Origin of the sequence: Pseudomonas sp. RW407, assembly GCF_003176655.1 — a bacterium.
GTDB lineage: Bacteria > Pseudomonadota > Gammaproteobacteria > Pseudomonadales > Pseudomonadaceae > Pseudomonas > Pseudomonas delhiensis.
On record NZ_QGSL01000107.1, the window covers coordinates 2020252 to 2034057 of the forward strand.

Below are 13806 nucleotides of genomic sequence, written 5' to 3' on the forward strand. Positions count from 1 at the left end.
CACGCTGTTGTGCTATTTTCTCACTCCGTGATTGCCAGGGCCCCATGAAACGAATGTTTGAATGGCCTGTTTCCCAGGCTTCGCGGATCACGAGATTCCCAAGAGGCATTCGATGCGGCGCAAGATCCCCACCACCGCGGCGCTGGTCAGCTTCGAGTCGGCGGCGCGCCATGAAAGCTTCACCAAGGCCGCCGAGGAACTGTCGCTGACGCAGAGCGCCATCTGCCGGCAGATCGCCGGGCTCGAGGCGTTCCTCGGCGTCGAGCTGTTCCGCCGTTCTCGGCGCGGCGTCAAGCTCACCGAGGCGGGGCTGGGCTACAGCCGGCGCATCGCCGCGCGGCTCGACGCGGTGGAGCGCGACACCCTGGCGGTGATGGGCCAGCAGGGCGGCGGCAGCATCGAGCTGGCCGTGGTGCCGACCTTCGCCACCCAGTGGCTGCTGCCGCGGCTGAAGGCCTTCAAGGGCCTGTACCCGGAGGTCACGGTCAATCTGACCAACCGCACCCGGCCCTTCCTTTTCGCCGACACCGATTTCGACTGCGCCCTGTACTTCGGCGACGGCGCCTGGTCCGGCACGGTGAAGCACTTCCTCATGCGCGAGAACCCGGTGCCGGTGTGCAGCCCCGAGCTGCTCGAAGGCCGCGCCAGCCTCGGCGCCGAGGAGATCGCCGCGCTGCCGCTGATGCAGCAGACCACCCGGCCCTACGCCTGGCGCCAGTGGTTCGGCTCCCTGGGCATGAGCGTCGCCCACGACATGAGCGGCACCCGCTACGAGCTGTTCTCCATGCTCGCCCAGGCGGCCATGCTGGGCATGGGCGTGGCGCTGATCCCGCCCATGCTGATCCAGCGCGAGCTGGCCGAGGGGCGGCTGATCGTGGCGATGCAACATGCCTATTTGAGCGAAAACGCCTATTACCTGATGATCCCCGAGCGCAAGGTGGAGTCCGCCATCGTCCGCGCCTTCCGCGACTGGCTGGTGGAACAGGCGCGCATCTACCGCGAAGAGGCCGGCCTGGGCTGACCCGGGCCGGGCGAGAAGCGGCGATCCGCGCGATAATTGCGCAGCCGGCGGGGCTCGACCCGTCATCTTGCCTACGAAGGCATCGCGCTCACGAGGCGCAACCAGCAAGGAGTCACCATGAATTTCCACACCCGCAAATGGGTCAAACCCGAAGACCTCAACCCCAACGGCTCGCTGTTCGGCGGCAGCCTGCTGAAGTGGATAGACGAGGAGGCGGCCATCTACGCCATCGTCCAGCTGGGCAACCAGCGCGTGGTCACCAAGTTCATCTCCGAGATCAACTTCGTCAGCTCGGCGCGCACCGGCGACATCATCGAGATGGGCATCACCGCCACCGACTTCGGCCGCACCTCGATCACCCTGACCTGCCACGTGCGCAACAAGATCACCCGCAAGAGCATCCTCACCATCGACAAGATGGTCTTCGTCAACATGGGCCCGGACGGCCTGCCGGCGCCCCACGGCAAGACCGAGATCACCTACATCAAGGACCAGTTCAAGGACGACGACATCGACGAGGCCTGAACCGGGCCCCGGCCTGGCGCCTGCCTCCGGGCCCGCAGCGACGCCGGAGGCTTTGCATCCGCGCGGTTTCGTGTGAGCCTGTGCCCGCCCACGGCGGGTGCGGGCCAACGCGCTCCCCTGCCGTACCACCACAGAAGAAGACCGGGGAGACACCATGCAAGCGCCCATCGCATCCACGCTGCGCCGCCTCGTCGCGGCCACCTGCTGCGCCGTCCTGCTGGGCGGCGCCGCCCAGGCCGCCGAGCCCAAGGCCGACCTCAAGCCCGAGGCCGGCACCTTCAAGATGGGCATGCAGCCCTGGCTGGGCTACGGCCAGTGGTACGTCGCCGAACAGGCCGGGGCCTTCAAGGCCAACGGCCTGGACCAGGTCGAACTGGTCAACTTCACCGAAGACAAGGACATGAACGCCGCCCTGGCCAGCGGCCAGATCGACGGCGGCAACCTCGCTACCCACACCGCCATGGCCATGGTCGCCGCCGGCCTGCCGGTGAAGATCGTCCTGCTGCTGGACCAGAGCACCAGCGCCGACGCGCTCATCGTCGACCCCTCGATCAAGACGCTGAAGGACCTCAAGGGCAAGCAGGTCGCTTTCGAGGAGGGCACCACCAGCGACATCCTCCTGCACAGCGCGCTGCGCAAGGCCGGCCTGAGCCTCGCCGACGTGCAGCCGGTGCCGATGCCGGCGGCCAACGCCGGTTCCGCGCTGATCGCAGGCCAAGTGCCGGCGGCGGTGACCTACGAGCCCTACCTGAGCGCGGCCAGGCAGCAGAACCCGAAAGTGAACCTGCTGTACAAGGGCTCCGACGACCCGGGCATCATCAGCGACGTGTTCGTGGTCCGCGACGAGGTGCTCAAGCAGCGCCCCGGCCAGGTGCTGGCCCTGCTCAAGAGCTGGGAGGCCGGCCTGAAGCACTACCAGGCCCACACCGCCGAAGGCCGCGCGGCCATCGCCAAGGGCGTCGGCGCCGAGCCGGCGGAGCTGCAGAGCGCCTTCGACGGCGTGCGCTTCTACTCCCTGGGCGAGAACAAGGCCGAGCTCAAGGGCGCCTTCGTCAAGGAGTCCTTCGGGCACATCCAGAAGGCTGCCACCGAGGCCGGCATCATCGAGCAGCCGGTGACCCCGGAGCAGGCCGTCGACGCGCGCTTCGCCGAGGCGCTCTGACGCACCCCGCGCGCCGGCCGCAGGGCCGGCGCGCGCTATCCCCGTTACCCCGAGCCTTGCATGAACGCCCGTAAACCTTCCCCGCTGTTCGTCATCGGCAAGCCGCTGGCGCGCCGCCACCTGCTGCTGATCGGCGGCGGCGTGTTCGTCCTGCTGGCCCTGGCCTGGTGGGCGGCCGGCGCCAGCGGCGCGGTGCCGAAGATCTTCCTGCCGGCCCCCGGCGACGTCTGGGCGCGCATGCTCAGGCTGGCCGCCGACGGCACCCTGTGGGCCGACCTGAAGGTCAGCGTCTACCGCATCCTGGTGGCCTTCGCGATTTCCTCGGCGATGTCCATCGTCATCGGCGTGTTCGCCGGCTGCTACGGCTTCTGGAAGGCCGCCACCGAGCCGCTGGTGGACTTCGTGCGCTACATGCCGGTGGTGGCCTTCGTGCCGCTGAGCATCCTCTGGGCCGGCACCAGCGACTTGCAGAAATTCCTCATCATCTGGATCGGCACCTTCTTCCAGCAGGTGCTGATGGTGATGGACGCCATCAAGCGCGTGCCGCCGGACTTCGTCGGCCTCGGCCGGACCCTGGGCATGCCGGACCGGCGCATCCTCCTGAAGATCGTCCTGCCCAGCGCCCTGCCGGGCATCTGGGACGCCCTGCGGATCAGCCTCGGCTGGGCCTGGACCTGGCTGGTGCTGGCCGAACTGGTGGCTGCCACCTCCGGCCTGGGCTACCGCATCGTGGTGTCGCAGCGCTTCTTCCAGACCGACACCATCATCGGCTACATCCTGCTGCTCGGCCTGCTGGGGCTGGTCACCGACCAGGCCATGCGCGCCGCCGAGCGCGTCCTGTTCCGCTACAACCGGAGGCGCGGCTGATGGCGACCCTGGAGATTTCCGGCCTGAACAAGAGCTTCGCGGTCGGCAAGCAACGCCGCGAGGTGCTGCGCAACATCGACCTGACCCTGGCGGACAACGAGTTCGTCTCCATCGTCGGCACCTCCGGCTGCGGCAAGAGCACCCTGCTGTCCATCGCCGCCGGGCTCGAGGACTTCGACAGCGGCAGCGTCAAGGTCGACGGCGTACCCATCGCCGGCCCCGGCCTGGACCGCGGCGTGGTGTTCCAGGCCTACACCCTGCTGCCCTGGCTGACCGCGCGGCAGAACGTGGAGTTCGCCCTCAAGGCCGCCGGGCGCTCGCGCGCCGAGTGCCGCGAGATCGCCGCCGAGCACCTGCAGCTGGTGAAGCTGGAGAAGTTCGCCGACGCCTACCCCACGGAGCTTTCCGGCGGCATGAAGCAGCGCGTGGCGATCGCCCGGGCGCTGTCCTACCGGCCGAAGATCCTGCTGATGGACGAGCCCTTCGGCGCGCTGGACGCCATGACCCGCCACCAGATGCAGGAGCTGCTCACGCGCATCTGGGAGACGCACCGGCTGACGGTGATGTTCGTCACCCACGACGTCGAGGAGGCGGTCTACCTGTCCGACCGCATCGTGGTCATGGGCCTGGGCCCGGGGCGGATCAAGACCACCTTCGAGGTGGGCCTGCCGCGCCCGCGCCGCGAGGAGATGGCCGGCAGCGCCGAATTCATCGAGCTGCAGCGCCAGGTGCTGCGCTCGATCCGCGAGGAAGAGGCCGGCGCCGCCGTGCTCTGAGGCTCACCAGCGGCCGGAGGCCCCGCCGCCGCCGCTGGAACCGCCGCCACCGCCGAAGCCGCCACCACCCCGGCCACCGAAGCCGCCGCCGCCGAAACCGCCGCCGCGCCCGCCTCGGAAGAAGCCGGCCGGCAGGAGGAAGAAGGGGTAGGCGATGAGCGCGAAGACGAAGGCGCTGACGCCGTTGTTGACCAGCGCGGCGAAGCTGAAGGTCAGCACCAGGCTGAGCACGCCGGCCAGCACGCCGACCGCGATGCTGCAGATCACGTAGCGGCCGAAGCTGCGCTGACGCATGAACGGCAGCGGCAGCAGGCGCCCCAGCAGCGGCACGCCGGCCAGCAGGGCGAACAGCGGCAGCAGGCTGCCGGCCGGCAGGCCCAGGTCGTCGCCCTGGGTGGCCTGCTGCGGTTCGGGCAGCGCCTCGCCGTCGATCAGCTTTTCCAGGCTGTCCACCCCGGCCTGCACGCCGCCGGCGAAGTCGCCTTCGCGAAAGCGCGGCACCATCTGCTCGCGGATGATGCGCCCGGCCAGGGCATCGGTGATGGCGCCCTCCAGGCCGTAGCCGACCTCGATGCGCAGTGCGCGGTCGTCCTTGGCCACCACCAGCAGCACGCCGTCGTCCACGCCCTTGCGGCCCAGCTTCCACTGCTCGAAGGCGCGCACCGCGTACTGCTCGATGCTCTCCTCGCCGGTGCTGGGGATCATCAGCACCGCCAGCTGCGCGCCCTTGCGCTGCTCCAGGGCCGCCAACTGCTGTTCAAGGCGGCCGCGCTGCTCTGCATCGAGGGTGGCGGTGAGGTCGGTGACCCGCGCGCTCAGCGGCGGCACGGCCACCTCGGCCTGCGCCAGGCCCGCGCCGCACAGCAGGGCCAGCGCCAGCAGCCAGGCGCGCATGCTCATTGCGCCGGTTGTGGCTGCGGCGTGCCGAAGTCGACCTTGGGCGCGGTGGAGATGGCCGCCTCGTTCTCCACGCTGAAGTTGGCCTTGGGCTGGTAGCCGAAGAGCTTCGCGGTGATCACCTGCGGGAACTGGCGGATCAGCACGTTGTAGTCCTGCACCGCCTTGACGTAGCGGCCGCGGGCCACGGTGATGCGGTTCTCGGTGCCTTCCAGCTGCGTCAGCAGGTCCTTGAACAGGCCGTCGGCCTTGAGCTGTGGATAATTCTCGGTGACCACCAGCAGCCGCGAGAGCGCCGAGCTGAGTTCGCCCTGGGCCTGCTGGAAGCGCTGCATCGCCGCGGCATCGCCGAGCTGGTCGGCATTGAGGGTGGTGCTGCCGACCCTGGCCCGGGCCTCGGTGACCTGGGTGAGCACGGCGGCCTCGTGGGCGGCGTAGCCTTTCACCGTGTTGACCAGGTTGGGCACCAGGTCGGCGCGGCGCTGGTACTGGTTGAGCACCTCGGACCAGGCCGCCTTGACCTGTTCGTCGCCGGCCTGCATGGCGTTGTAGCCGCAGCCGGTGAGCAGGGAGACGAGGACGTAGCAGCACAGGAACTTGAGCATTCGGGGCATGGCAGGGGACTCTGGCGATCGCGAAACCCCCAGTCTAGACCAGCCACGCGCCCCGGTGCGGGGTCGCCTGCACGGTTCAGGGCTTTCCGAGGCTTGCCGGGCATGGGGGATGAAGCGCTAGAATCGCAACTGGTCTATACCAGGAAGCCCCGCCTTGTTCGCCACCGCCCTGGTGCTGCTCGCCGCCGTGCTCCACGCGGCCTGGAACACCCTCGTCAAGTTCAGCGCCGACCGCCTGCTGGTGGTGGCCTGCATGGATGTCGTCGGCCTGCTCGTGGCCCTCGCCCTGCTGCCCTGGATCAGCTTGCCGCCGGCCGACGTCTGGCCCTGGCTGGGCACCGCCGTGGCCCTGCAGCTGGTCTACCGGGTGCTGCTGATCCAGGCCTACAAGGTCGGCGACCTCGGCCTGGTGTACCCGCTGATGCGCGGCCTGTCGCCGCTGGTGGTGCTGGCCCTGACCCTGGTGGTGGGCGGCGAGCAGCTCAGCGACCGGCAGGTCCTCGGCATCCTGCTGATCCCCGTGGGCATGCTGTTCCTGCTCAAGGGTGGCGGCGGCTCGCGGCTGCCCTGGGTGGCCTTTCCCATCGTGCTGCTGATGGGCCTGTGCATCGGCAGCTACACCTGGACCGACGGCCATGCCCTCAAGCGCTGGCCGCAGCCGCTGGACTACCTGGTGTGGCTGACGCTGCTCTCCGGCGTGCCTTTCCCGCTGATAGCCGTCGCCGCGCGCACCCGCGCCTTCGCGCGCTTCTGGCAGACGCAGTGGAAGCTCGGCCTGAGCGTCGGCCTCTGCGTGATGGCCAGCTACGGCCTGGTGCTCTGGGCCATGCAGCTGGGCTCGGTGGCCGAGGCCGCGGCGCTGCGCGAGACCAGCGTGGTGCTGGTGGTGCTGTTCGGCATGCGCTTCCTCAAGGAACCCTTCGGCCTGCCGCGTCTGCTGGCCTGCAGCCTGGTGCTGGCGGGGATGCTGGTGATGAAGTTGTGAGATTGGCCGCAATGGCGGGCATATCCGCCTGGCGGCCACTGACGCTCGCCTATGCTTGGCAGCAACCTGCCATCTTCCCAGCCGACGAGACCTCCGTTCATGCCCATCGCCTTCTGGTGCATCCTCATCGCCCTGTTCCTGCCCTACCTGGGCACCAGCATCGCCAAGTTCACCGGCGGCGGCTTCGGCCCCCGGCAGAACCACGACCCGCGCACCTTCCTGGCCAGCCTGGAGGGCTACCGCAAGCGCGCCAACGCCTTCCAGCTGAACAGCTTCGAGGTCACCCCGGCCTTCGCCATCGCCGTGCTGGTGGCCTACGTGGTGGGCAATGCGGAACCGGCGACCCTCGATACCCTGGCCATCGCCTGGCTCACCAGCCGCCTGCTCTACCTGATCTTCTACCTCGCCGACCTGGCGCTGCTGCGCTCGCTGGTGTGGTTCGTCGGCATGGCGCTGATCGCCGCCTTCTTCGTGGTCTCTGCATGAGCCGCGCCTGAACCGCGGCTGAACGGTTCGCGCATCGCTGCGGCGCATCGCCGCAGACGGGCGAGCGGGCTCTGGATCAATGCCGGGCAGCGGCGGATAATCCGCCGCTCCCGTGTCTGGCCCGTTCCTACAAGAGTCCGCTCATGAAGCTGAAGACCCTGCTCGTCCTGCTGTTGGCCGGTGCCGCCCTGGCCGGCTGCCACCGCCTCGACCCGAATTCCCCGCTGGCCAAGCGCCAGGCGATCTTCAAGCAGATGCTGCACGCCAGCGAGGACATGGGCGGCATGCTGCGCGGCCGCGTCGTCTTCGATGCCGAGAAGTTCCGCGCCAACTCGGTGAAGCTCAATGAACTGGCCAGCCAGCCCTGGCAGTACTTCCCCACCAGCAAACCGGTCGACGAGGGCGGCGACAGCCGCGCCAAGGATGACCTGTGGCAGCGCCAGCTGGAGTTCCAGGCCGACGCCAAGACCCTGCAGCAGGCCGCCGCCGCGCTGGAGACCAACACCCGCCAGGCCACCCCGACCGCCGACGGCGTGCGCAAGGACCTGGCCGCGGTGGAGGACGCCTGCGAGGCCTGCCACAAGAAATTCCGCGCGCTCTGACGGGCGCTTGGCTTTCGTGGGAGCGAGCTTGCTTGCGAATGGTGTCTCCCGGCGGCAATGGCGCCTGGGATAAGTCCGCCCCTCTCCCTGAAGGGAGAGGGGACCGTTCGGAGTGAAGCGGTACTTTGATGCTCGCCTGATATGTCAGAGCTGCAGGATGACTCTGCCCTTCCAGACGGCACGGACTGCCCCCTCTCCCTTCAGGGAGAGGGCTGGGGAGAGGGAGCGGAGTCAACCTGAAGCGACAGTGCGGCAGGAAAACTCCGTTCGCGAGCAAGCTCGCTCCTACAGCTAGCCAGCCAGCTACTCCTCCAGCTCCCGCTTGGCCTGCTCCAGCTCGGCGCGGGCCTCGGCCAGCTTGTCCTTGCGCTTCTCGATCTTCTCCGCGTCGCCCTTGGCCATGGCCTTGCGCAGGTCGTTCTCGCGCTGGCTGACCTCGCGCTCGGCGTCCAGCACACGCTGGGTGCGCTTCTGCGCCAGGCTGCCGTCGGTGCAGTAGGTCCTCGCCTGCTCGAGGGCCGTCTCCAGGCCGGCGATGGCGCCCTTGTCGCCGCGTGCGCGGGCTTCCTCCAGCTTGCCGGCGATGGCCGCCTGCTTGGCGGCGCAGCCGGTCAGGGGTTGCGCGGACTCCGCGGCGAAGGCGCTGGCGGCGAACAGTGCGGCGAGGGTCAGGGTAATGGTTCGGAACATTCTCGGGTCCTGCGTTACCAAAAGGGATATCGATGCTGGCGAACGTCTAGAGTTTGCCATTAAGTGCGCGCGTGGGGGTTGCCCCACGGCAGTCCGCGGCCTGGTCGATCCGTTGAGCACGCTCCGTCGGGCGGAGCGGGGGAGGCTGGATGCGTATCGCGATTCGCCTGGTTCAGGCGCTGATCCTGCTGTTGCTGGCGGCCTTGCTGGTGGGCGCCTGGTACCTGCTGCCCGGCGAGCAGCTGCGCCCGCCGATGCTCACCGGGGTGAGCGAGGACAGCTCCCTGCGCGCCGGCGGCATGCGCCGCGGCTACGTGCTCTACGTGCCGCCCAACCTGGCGCCGAACCCGGCGCTGCTGGTGGTGCTGCACGCCTCGCGCAGCAATGGCCAGCTGATGCGCCGCGACAGCGGCTTCGGCTTCGACGCCCTGGCCGACCGCGACGGCTTCCTGGTGCTCTACCCGGACGGTTTCGAGGGCCACTGGAACGACTGCCGCAAGGCCGCCAGCTACAGCGCGCGCACCCGCGACATCGACGACGTGGCCTTCCTCACCCGGCTGGTGCGCCGGGTGCAGCGTGAGCGCCAGGTGGACCCGCAGCGGGTGTTCTTCGCCGGCTACTCCAACGGTGGGCAGATGGCCCTGCGCATGGCCGCGGAATCCAAGCTGCCCCTGGCCGGCATCGCCCTGGTGGCGGCCAGCCTGCCGAGCGTGGAAAACGACGCCTGCGCGGCGCAGCAGCGGGCCGTGGCGGCGTTGCTGATGAACGGCACGCGCGACCCGATCAACCCCTACGACGGCGGGCGGGTGAAGCTGTTCGGCTTCGGCGACCGCGGCGAGGTGCTCTCCAGCGAGGCCTCGGCCGGCGAGCTGGCGCGGCGCAACGGCATCGGTGCGGCGGCGCAGCGCGAGCCGCTGACGCGCCCCGGCCCGGTCTGGTCGGAGCGCTGGCAGTGGCAGGGCGAAGGGCTGCCGCCGGTGGAACTGGTGAGCGTGCACGGCGGCGGCCACCTGTTGTCGCAGCCGGGCTATCGGCCGCCGCGCCTGCTCGGCATCGCCGACCCCGAGCTGGACGGGCCGGCGGAGATCTGGCGCTTCTTCAAGCAGTTGCCGGTGGTTCAGACGTCCACGGTGCCGTAGGGGTCGAAGCCGCCCCTTTCGCCCGGGTAGCCGCCCGGGTTGGCCACCACCCGGGCACGGCCGATGCGGTAGTCCAGGGCATCGTGCACGTGGCCGTGCAGCCACAGGTCGCACTGCTGCACCAGCTGTTCCAGGTCCGAGGCGAAGGCCGGCGACAGGCTGTCGCCGACGTATTGCGGCGGGATGGAGCGGGCGCTGGGCGCGTGGTGGGTGACCACCACGCTCGGCCCGGCGAAGGGCTCGGCCAACTGTGCCGCCAGCCAGTCCCGCGAGGCCTGGAACAGCTGCTGGCTGAGCGCCGGGGTGAAGGGCGCGGTGAACCAGTCGATGCAGCTGAAGTCAGGCATCAGGCGCAGCGCGCGCTGCAGCGTCAGGGGCAGGGTTTCCTCGCCGTAGAGCAGGAAGTCCGTCCACAGGGTGGCGCCGAGGATGCGTACGCCATCGATGACCACGGCGTCGTTCTCCAGGAAGTGGATGTCCAGGGCGCGGGCCAGGTTGCGCATGGCCTGGGTCAGTTCGGGCAGGTCCGAGTTGTAGAACTCGTGGTTGCCGGCGACGTAGACCACCGGGGTGTCGGGAAAGGCCTCGCGGGCCCAGTGCAGGCCCTGCAGGTGCTCGTGGATGTCGCCGGCCAGCACCACCAGGTCGGCGTCCACCGCGGGCAGTTCGCGGCGGCCGCCGAAGTGTTCGTGGTGCAGGTCGGAGAGGACGCGGATACGCATGGCGGGGGCTCCTGGCTCGATCCGGCATTGTGCGGCAGGCCCGCGGACTTGCCCAGCGCTTGACCTGGGTCATGGCAAGCCCGATCGACGGATAATTCCCACACTATATTCAGGGATGATTAAGGCCTCGCCGCCAGCTTCGAGCCAGCAAGGTAATCCACGGGAGGCCCCATGAAATTCGTCTGGATCGTCCTCGCCGCCGTGCTGGCGGCGTTCGGGCTGGCGCTGGTGCTCGATCCGCCCGCCACCTTCGATGTCTGGGTACTGCGCAAGCAGGCCATCCTGCTGAGCGGCGTCGCCGCCTTCGCGCTGATGTCGGCGATCATGCTCCTGGCGGTGCGCCCGGCCTGGCTGGAACGGCCGCTGGGCGGGCTCGACCGCATGTACCGCGCGCACAGGTGGGCGGGCATCCTGGCCATCGTCCTGGGCCTGCTGCACTACCTGATGGAACTGGGCGGGCCGCTGCTGGCGGCGTTCGTCGCCAAGCCGGCGAAGGGGCCGCGGGTGGAGACCTTCCTCGACGTCTTCCGTGGCTCGGCCAAGGAACTGGGCGAGTGGTCGGCCTGGCTGCTCGCCGCCATGCTGGTGCTGACGCTCTGGCAGCGTTTCCCGTATCACCTGTGGCGCTACGTGCACAAGGTGCTGGCGCTGGTGTACCTGGTGCTGGCCTTCCATGGCGTGGTGCTGGCGCCGGCCGGCTACTGGACGCAGCCGCTCGGCTGGCTGCTGGCGCTGTGCGCGGCGCTGGGCTCGGTGTGCGCGCTGATCGCCCTGAGCGGGCGCATTGGCCGGCGGCGCACGCACCAGGGCGTGGTGGTGGCGGTGGAGCGGCCCGGCGAGCGCATGCTGGAGGTCACCTGCCGGCTCGGCCGCGACTGGCGGCACAAGGCCGGGCAGTTCGCCTTCCTCACCTGCGACCGCCTGGAGGGCCAGCACCCCTTCAGCATTTCCAGCGCCGACCGCGGCAACGGCGAGGTGCGCTTCAGCATCAAGGCCCTGGGCGACTACACCCGGCGCCTGCAGGACGCCCTGGCGGTGGGTGATGCGGTGAAGGTCGAGGGACCCTACGGCTGCTTCGACTTCCGCCGCGGCGGCGAGCGCCAGGTGTGGATCGCCGGCGGCATCGGCATCACGCCCTTCCTGGCCTGGCTGGAGGCGCTGCAGCAGCACCCGGCCGATGCGCCGGAGGTGGAACTGCACTACTGCGTGCGCAGCCCCGCCGACGCCATCTACGCCGGGCGCCTGCGCGAGCTGTGCGACGGCCTGCCCAGCGTCGCGCTGAAGGTCCACTACAGCGCCGAGGAGGGCTACCTGCGCGGCGACGACCTGGCCATGGCGCCGGATGCCGACGGCCGCTGGCCGAGCCTGTGGTTCTGCGGCCCCCAGGGCCTGGCCGACCTGCTGCGCCGCGACCTCGGCCGGCGCGGCATGCCGGCGCGCAATTTCCACCAGGAAGCCTTCCGCATGCGCTGAGGGCTCAGAAGCCTTCCACCCCGGCGGCGGCGAGCTGCTCGCCCAGGCGTCGCACCTCGCCGTCGGCGAAAAAAGCCTGCAGCTGCCGGGCGCGGACCGCTCCGATGCCCGGCAGCTGGCGCCAGTCGCCCGCCTGCCGGGCGGCCAGTTCGGCCCAGCGCTCGTTCGCCGGCAGCTCGTCGGCCTGGGGCGCGCCGAGGGCCCGCAGCCAGCGCGCGAAGGGACGCTGCCTTGCGGCACGGAACTGGCCGTGGAGGGCCTCGCCGCCGGGGACCTGCCGCAGGCTCTGCGCGGAGAGCTCCAGCCAGTCCAGCAGCCCTTCCAGGTGGCCCGCCTGCAGCAAGGTTCGCCAGGTTCCGGGGCCGACGCCTTCCAGGGCCAGCCCCTGCTCGCCGCCCAGCCAGGCGAGGCGGGCGAGGAACTGTTCCTCGCAGCCGGGCGTCGCCCGCCAGCAGCTGAGCGCGTGGTAGCGCCCGGGCTTCGGCGGCTCCACCGCAAGGCGCCGGGGCGAGCGCCAGACCACGCTTTCCACGCAGGGGATGGTCAGGCCGGCCAGGGCGATGGCCACCTGGTCGCCGGGGCGGATGTCCAGGGCCTGCCAGCGCCGCGTCGAGCCGAGGCTGACCTGGGCGATGCGGCGGTCGTCCAGCATCACCGGCTGCAGTTCCAGCAGCGGCGTCACCCGCCCGGTGCGGCCGATGCGGAAATGCACCCGGCGCACCTCGGCCAGGGCCTGGCGGTAAGGGTATTTCCAGGCCAGCGCCCAACTGGCGCCCCCGGCCTGCCAGGCATTCGCGGCGGGGCGCGAGCCCTGGCGGACGACGATGCCGTCGCTGGCGAAGGGCAGGGGGCTGCGGTACCAGTGTTCGCGCTGGCGGCGGATCGTCTCGAAGTCCGGTGCCGGCAGGGTGAGGGCGGCGCTCTCGGCGAAGCCCAGTTTTCGCATCAGCGCCAGGCGGGCCGGCATGTCCGTCGGGCCGAACGGCAGTTCCCAGACGAACAGCCCGACCTGCGCGACTTCCGCGCCCGGCTCGCTGCGCGCCATCAGCCCGGCCACCTTGCCGCGGGCGCCCAGGCCGCCCCGTTGCGCCTGCACGTGGCCCGGCAGGCGCCAGTAGAGTTCGCCCTGCAGCACCCGCCGGCCCGCGCCGGGCAGGCGCTGCGGCACGGCCGGCAGGCGGCGGGCATTGGCGGTCCAGTCCTGGCCGCGCAGGCCGTCGCCGCGGCTGATGGCCTGGCGCAGTTCGCCGTCCTGGTAGACCAGTGTCACGGCCACGCCGTCGACCTTGGGCTGCACCCAGAGGTCCTCGCGCCCCGCCACCCAGCGGCGGACGCCAGTGGCGTCGGCGGCCTTGTCCAGGCCGGTATGGGCCGCGGGGTGGCGCAGCTTGCCGCGGTTGGTCGTAAGTGGTGGGGGCGGCTCGATGGCGAGTTGTGGATAACAGCCGCGCCAAAGGCTGAAGCGTTGCCGGGCCTGGTCGTAGAGTTCATCAGCGATCGGGCTTGCGCCGCGCTGGTGGTAGGCCTGGTCCCAGGCTTCCAGTTGCTGGCGCAGGCCCAGCAGTTCTTCGCGGGCGCGCTGTTCGGGCCAGTCGGGGCAGGCCATGGAGAGGGTAGGGACGAGCAGCAGGGCTGAGGCGAGCAGGGCTTTCATCGGCGGGCTTCCTTGCGCCTGGAGGGGGTTCCAGGCTAGGCGCGCCGCTGCCGCGAAGGGGCCGGGTGGGACGTGGGAGGTTTCCGGGATGCGGCGTCATCGCGACCAGCGCTTTGTGGATGGATTCAGGGAGCGTCGTGATTCCACTTCACGCCGAACGGTCCCCTCTCCCGCTTGCGGGGGAGGGTTAGGG

Annotated in this window: 15 protein-coding genes; 10 read left to right on the forward strand and 5 right to left on the reverse strand. The window is 70.1% G+C overall.

Going from position 1 to position 13806, the window contains the following annotated elements; genetic code table 11:
* Nucleotides 1-112 precede the first annotated feature (112 nt).
* The 5 genes from DK254_RS33280 to DK254_RS33300 all read left to right on the forward strand — a co-directional run bounded on the left by DK254_RS33280 (nt 113) and on the right by DK254_RS33300 (nt 4351).
* Nucleotides 113-1021 (forward strand): LysR substrate-binding domain-containing protein, encoded by a 909-nt coding sequence (locus DK254_RS33280; protein ID WP_109937238.1) that lies wholly within the window; start codon nt 113-115, stop codon nt 1019-1021.
* A gap of 117 nt (nt 1022-1138) precedes the next feature.
* Nucleotides 1139-1546 carry an acyl-CoA thioesterase gene (locus DK254_RS33285; protein WP_089389882.1) on the forward strand — a complete coding sequence of 136 codons (408 nt, stop codon included), beginning with the start codon at nt 1139-1141 and terminating at the stop codon, nt 1544-1546.
* A gap of 154 nt (nt 1547-1700) precedes the next feature.
* A complete protein-coding gene (locus DK254_RS33290; RefSeq protein ID WP_089389883.1) occupies nt 1701-2708 on the forward strand; it encodes an ABC transporter substrate-binding protein in 1008 nt (335 codons plus the stop codon).
* Nucleotides 2709-2768: 60 nt separating this feature from the next.
* A complete protein-coding gene (locus DK254_RS33295) occupies nt 2769-3575 on the forward strand; it encodes an ABC transporter permease (protein ID WP_089389884.1) in 807 nt (268 codons plus the stop codon).
* A complete protein-coding gene (locus DK254_RS33300) occupies nt 3575-4351 on the forward strand; it encodes an ABC transporter ATP-binding protein (RefSeq protein WP_109937239.1) in 777 nt (258 codons plus the stop codon). Before DK254_RS33295 ends, DK254_RS33300 begins: the two co-directional genes overlap by 1 nt.
* Before the next feature lie 3 nt (nt 4352-4354).
* Here DK254_RS33300 and DK254_RS33305 read toward each other — a convergent pair whose 3' ends face one another.
* Nucleotides 4355-5245 (reverse strand): YgcG family protein, encoded by an 891-nt coding sequence (locus DK254_RS33305; protein WP_256596007.1) that lies wholly within the window; start codon nt 5243-5245, stop codon nt 4355-4357.
* 2 nt (nt 5246-5247) lie between these two features.
* Nucleotides 5248-5862 carry a LemA family protein gene (locus tag DK254_RS33310; protein WP_089389887.1) on the reverse strand — a complete coding sequence of 205 codons (615 nt, stop codon included), beginning with the start codon at nt 5860-5862 and terminating at the stop codon, nt 5248-5250.
* Nucleotides 5863-6016: 154 nt separating this feature from the next.
* On the opposite strand from DK254_RS33310, the gene DK254_RS33315 reads away from it, so the two are divergent.
* The 3 genes from DK254_RS33315 (at nt 6017) to DK254_RS33325 (ending at nt 7935) form a co-directional block, all read left to right on the forward strand.
* On the forward strand, nt 6017-6847 hold the full coding sequence (locus DK254_RS33315) for an EamA family transporter (protein ID WP_109937241.1): 831 nt from the start codon (nt 6017-6019) through the stop codon (nt 6845-6847).
* A 99-nt stretch (nt 6848-6946) separates the two neighbouring features.
* The gene (locus tag DK254_RS33320; protein WP_089389889.1) at nt 6947-7333 is read left to right on the forward strand and encodes an MAPEG family protein; all 387 of its coding nucleotides are present in this window, start codon (nt 6947-6949) and stop codon (nt 7331-7333) included.
* Nucleotides 7334-7476: 143 nt separating this feature from the next.
* Nucleotides 7477-7935 carry a cytochrome c gene (locus tag DK254_RS33325; RefSeq protein WP_109937242.1) on the forward strand — a complete coding sequence of 153 codons (459 nt, stop codon included), beginning with the start codon at nt 7477-7479 and terminating at the stop codon, nt 7933-7935.
* Nucleotides 7936-8238: 303 nt separating this feature from the next.
* Here DK254_RS33325 and DK254_RS33330 read toward each other — a convergent pair whose 3' ends face one another.
* Complete coding sequence (locus DK254_RS33330) at nt 8239-8625, reverse strand: DUF1090 domain-containing protein (RefSeq protein ID WP_109937243.1); 387 nt, start codon at nt 8623-8625, stop codon at nt 8239-8241.
* Between the two features lie 149 nt (nt 8626-8774).
* Here DK254_RS33330 and DK254_RS33335 point away from each other — a divergent pair, with 149 nt between their 5' ends.
* Nucleotides 8775-9764 (forward strand): PHB depolymerase family esterase, encoded by a 990-nt coding sequence (locus DK254_RS33335; protein ID WP_109937244.1) that lies wholly within the window; start codon nt 8775-8777, stop codon nt 9762-9764.
* Here DK254_RS33335 and DK254_RS33340 read toward each other — a convergent pair.
* Entirely contained in the window at nt 9743-10486 is a 744-nt protein-coding gene (locus DK254_RS33340) for a metallophosphoesterase (protein WP_109937245.1), read from the reverse strand. The two genes, DK254_RS33335 and DK254_RS33340, sit on opposite strands and share 22 nt — an antisense overlap.
* Nucleotides 10487-10657: 171 nt before the next feature.
* On the opposite strand from DK254_RS33340, the gene DK254_RS33345 reads away from it, so the two are divergent.
* Nucleotides 10658-11959, forward strand: coding sequence for a ferric reductase-like transmembrane domain-containing protein (locus tag DK254_RS33345; RefSeq protein ID WP_109937246.1), 1302 nt, complete (start codon nt 10658-10660; stop codon nt 11957-11959).
* A 4-nt stretch (nt 11960-11963) separates the two neighbouring features.
* Here DK254_RS33345 and ligB read toward each other — a convergent pair whose 3' ends face one another.
* The gene (gene ligB / locus DK254_RS33350) at nt 11964-13613 is read right to left on the reverse strand and encodes an NAD-dependent DNA ligase LigB (RefSeq protein WP_109937247.1); all 1650 of its coding nucleotides are present in this window, start codon (nt 13611-13613) and stop codon (nt 11964-11966) included.
* Between the last annotated feature and the right edge of the window lie 193 nt (nt 13614-13806).

Excerpts from the sequence above, each read along its gene's own strand:
- DK254_RS33280 (WP_109937238.1), top strand. The coding sequence starts at position 113 with ATGCGGCGCAAGATCCCCACCACCGCGGCGCTGGTCAGCTTCGAGTCG.
- DK254_RS33285 (WP_089389882.1), top strand. The coding sequence starts at position 1,139 with ATGAATTTCCACACCCGCAAATGGGTCAAACCCGAAGACCTCAACCCC.
- DK254_RS33290 (WP_089389883.1), top strand. The coding sequence starts at position 1,701 with ATGCAAGCGCCCATCGCATCCACGCTGCGCCGCCTCGTCGCGGCCACC.
- DK254_RS33295 (WP_089389884.1), top strand. The coding sequence starts at position 2,769 with ATGAACGCCCGTAAACCTTCCCCGCTGTTCGTCATCGGCAAGCCGCTG.
- DK254_RS33300 (WP_109937239.1), top strand. The coding sequence starts at position 3,575 with ATGGCGACCCTGGAGATTTCCGGCCTGAACAAGAGCTTCGCGGTCGGC.
- DK254_RS33305 (WP_256596007.1), bottom strand. The coding sequence starts at position 5,245 with ATGCGCGCCTGGCTGCTGGCGCTGGCCCTGCTGTGCGGCGCGGGCCTG.
- DK254_RS33310 (WP_089389887.1), bottom strand. The coding sequence starts at position 5,862 with ATGCCCCGAATGCTCAAGTTCCTGTGCTGCTACGTCCTCGTCTCCCTG.
- DK254_RS33320 (WP_089389889.1), top strand. The coding sequence starts at position 6,947 with ATGCCCATCGCCTTCTGGTGCATCCTCATCGCCCTGTTCCTGCCCTAC.
- DK254_RS33325 (WP_109937242.1), top strand. The coding sequence starts at position 7,477 with ATGAAGCTGAAGACCCTGCTCGTCCTGCTGTTGGCCGGTGCCGCCCTG.
- DK254_RS33330 (WP_109937243.1), bottom strand. The coding sequence starts at position 8,625 with ATGTTCCGAACCATTACCCTGACCCTCGCCGCACTGTTCGCCGCCAGC.
- DK254_RS33335 (WP_109937244.1), top strand. The coding sequence starts at position 8,775 with ATGCGTATCGCGATTCGCCTGGTTCAGGCGCTGATCCTGCTGTTGCTG.
- DK254_RS33340 (WP_109937245.1), bottom strand. The coding sequence starts at position 10,486 with ATGCGTATCCGCGTCCTCTCCGACCTGCACCACGAACACTTCGGCGGC.
- DK254_RS33345 (WP_109937246.1), top strand. The coding sequence starts at position 10,658 with ATGAAATTCGTCTGGATCGTCCTCGCCGCCGTGCTGGCGGCGTTCGGG.
- ligB (WP_109937247.1), bottom strand. The coding sequence starts at position 13,613 with ATGAAAGCCCTGCTCGCCTCAGCCCTGCTGCTCGTCCCTACCCTCTCC.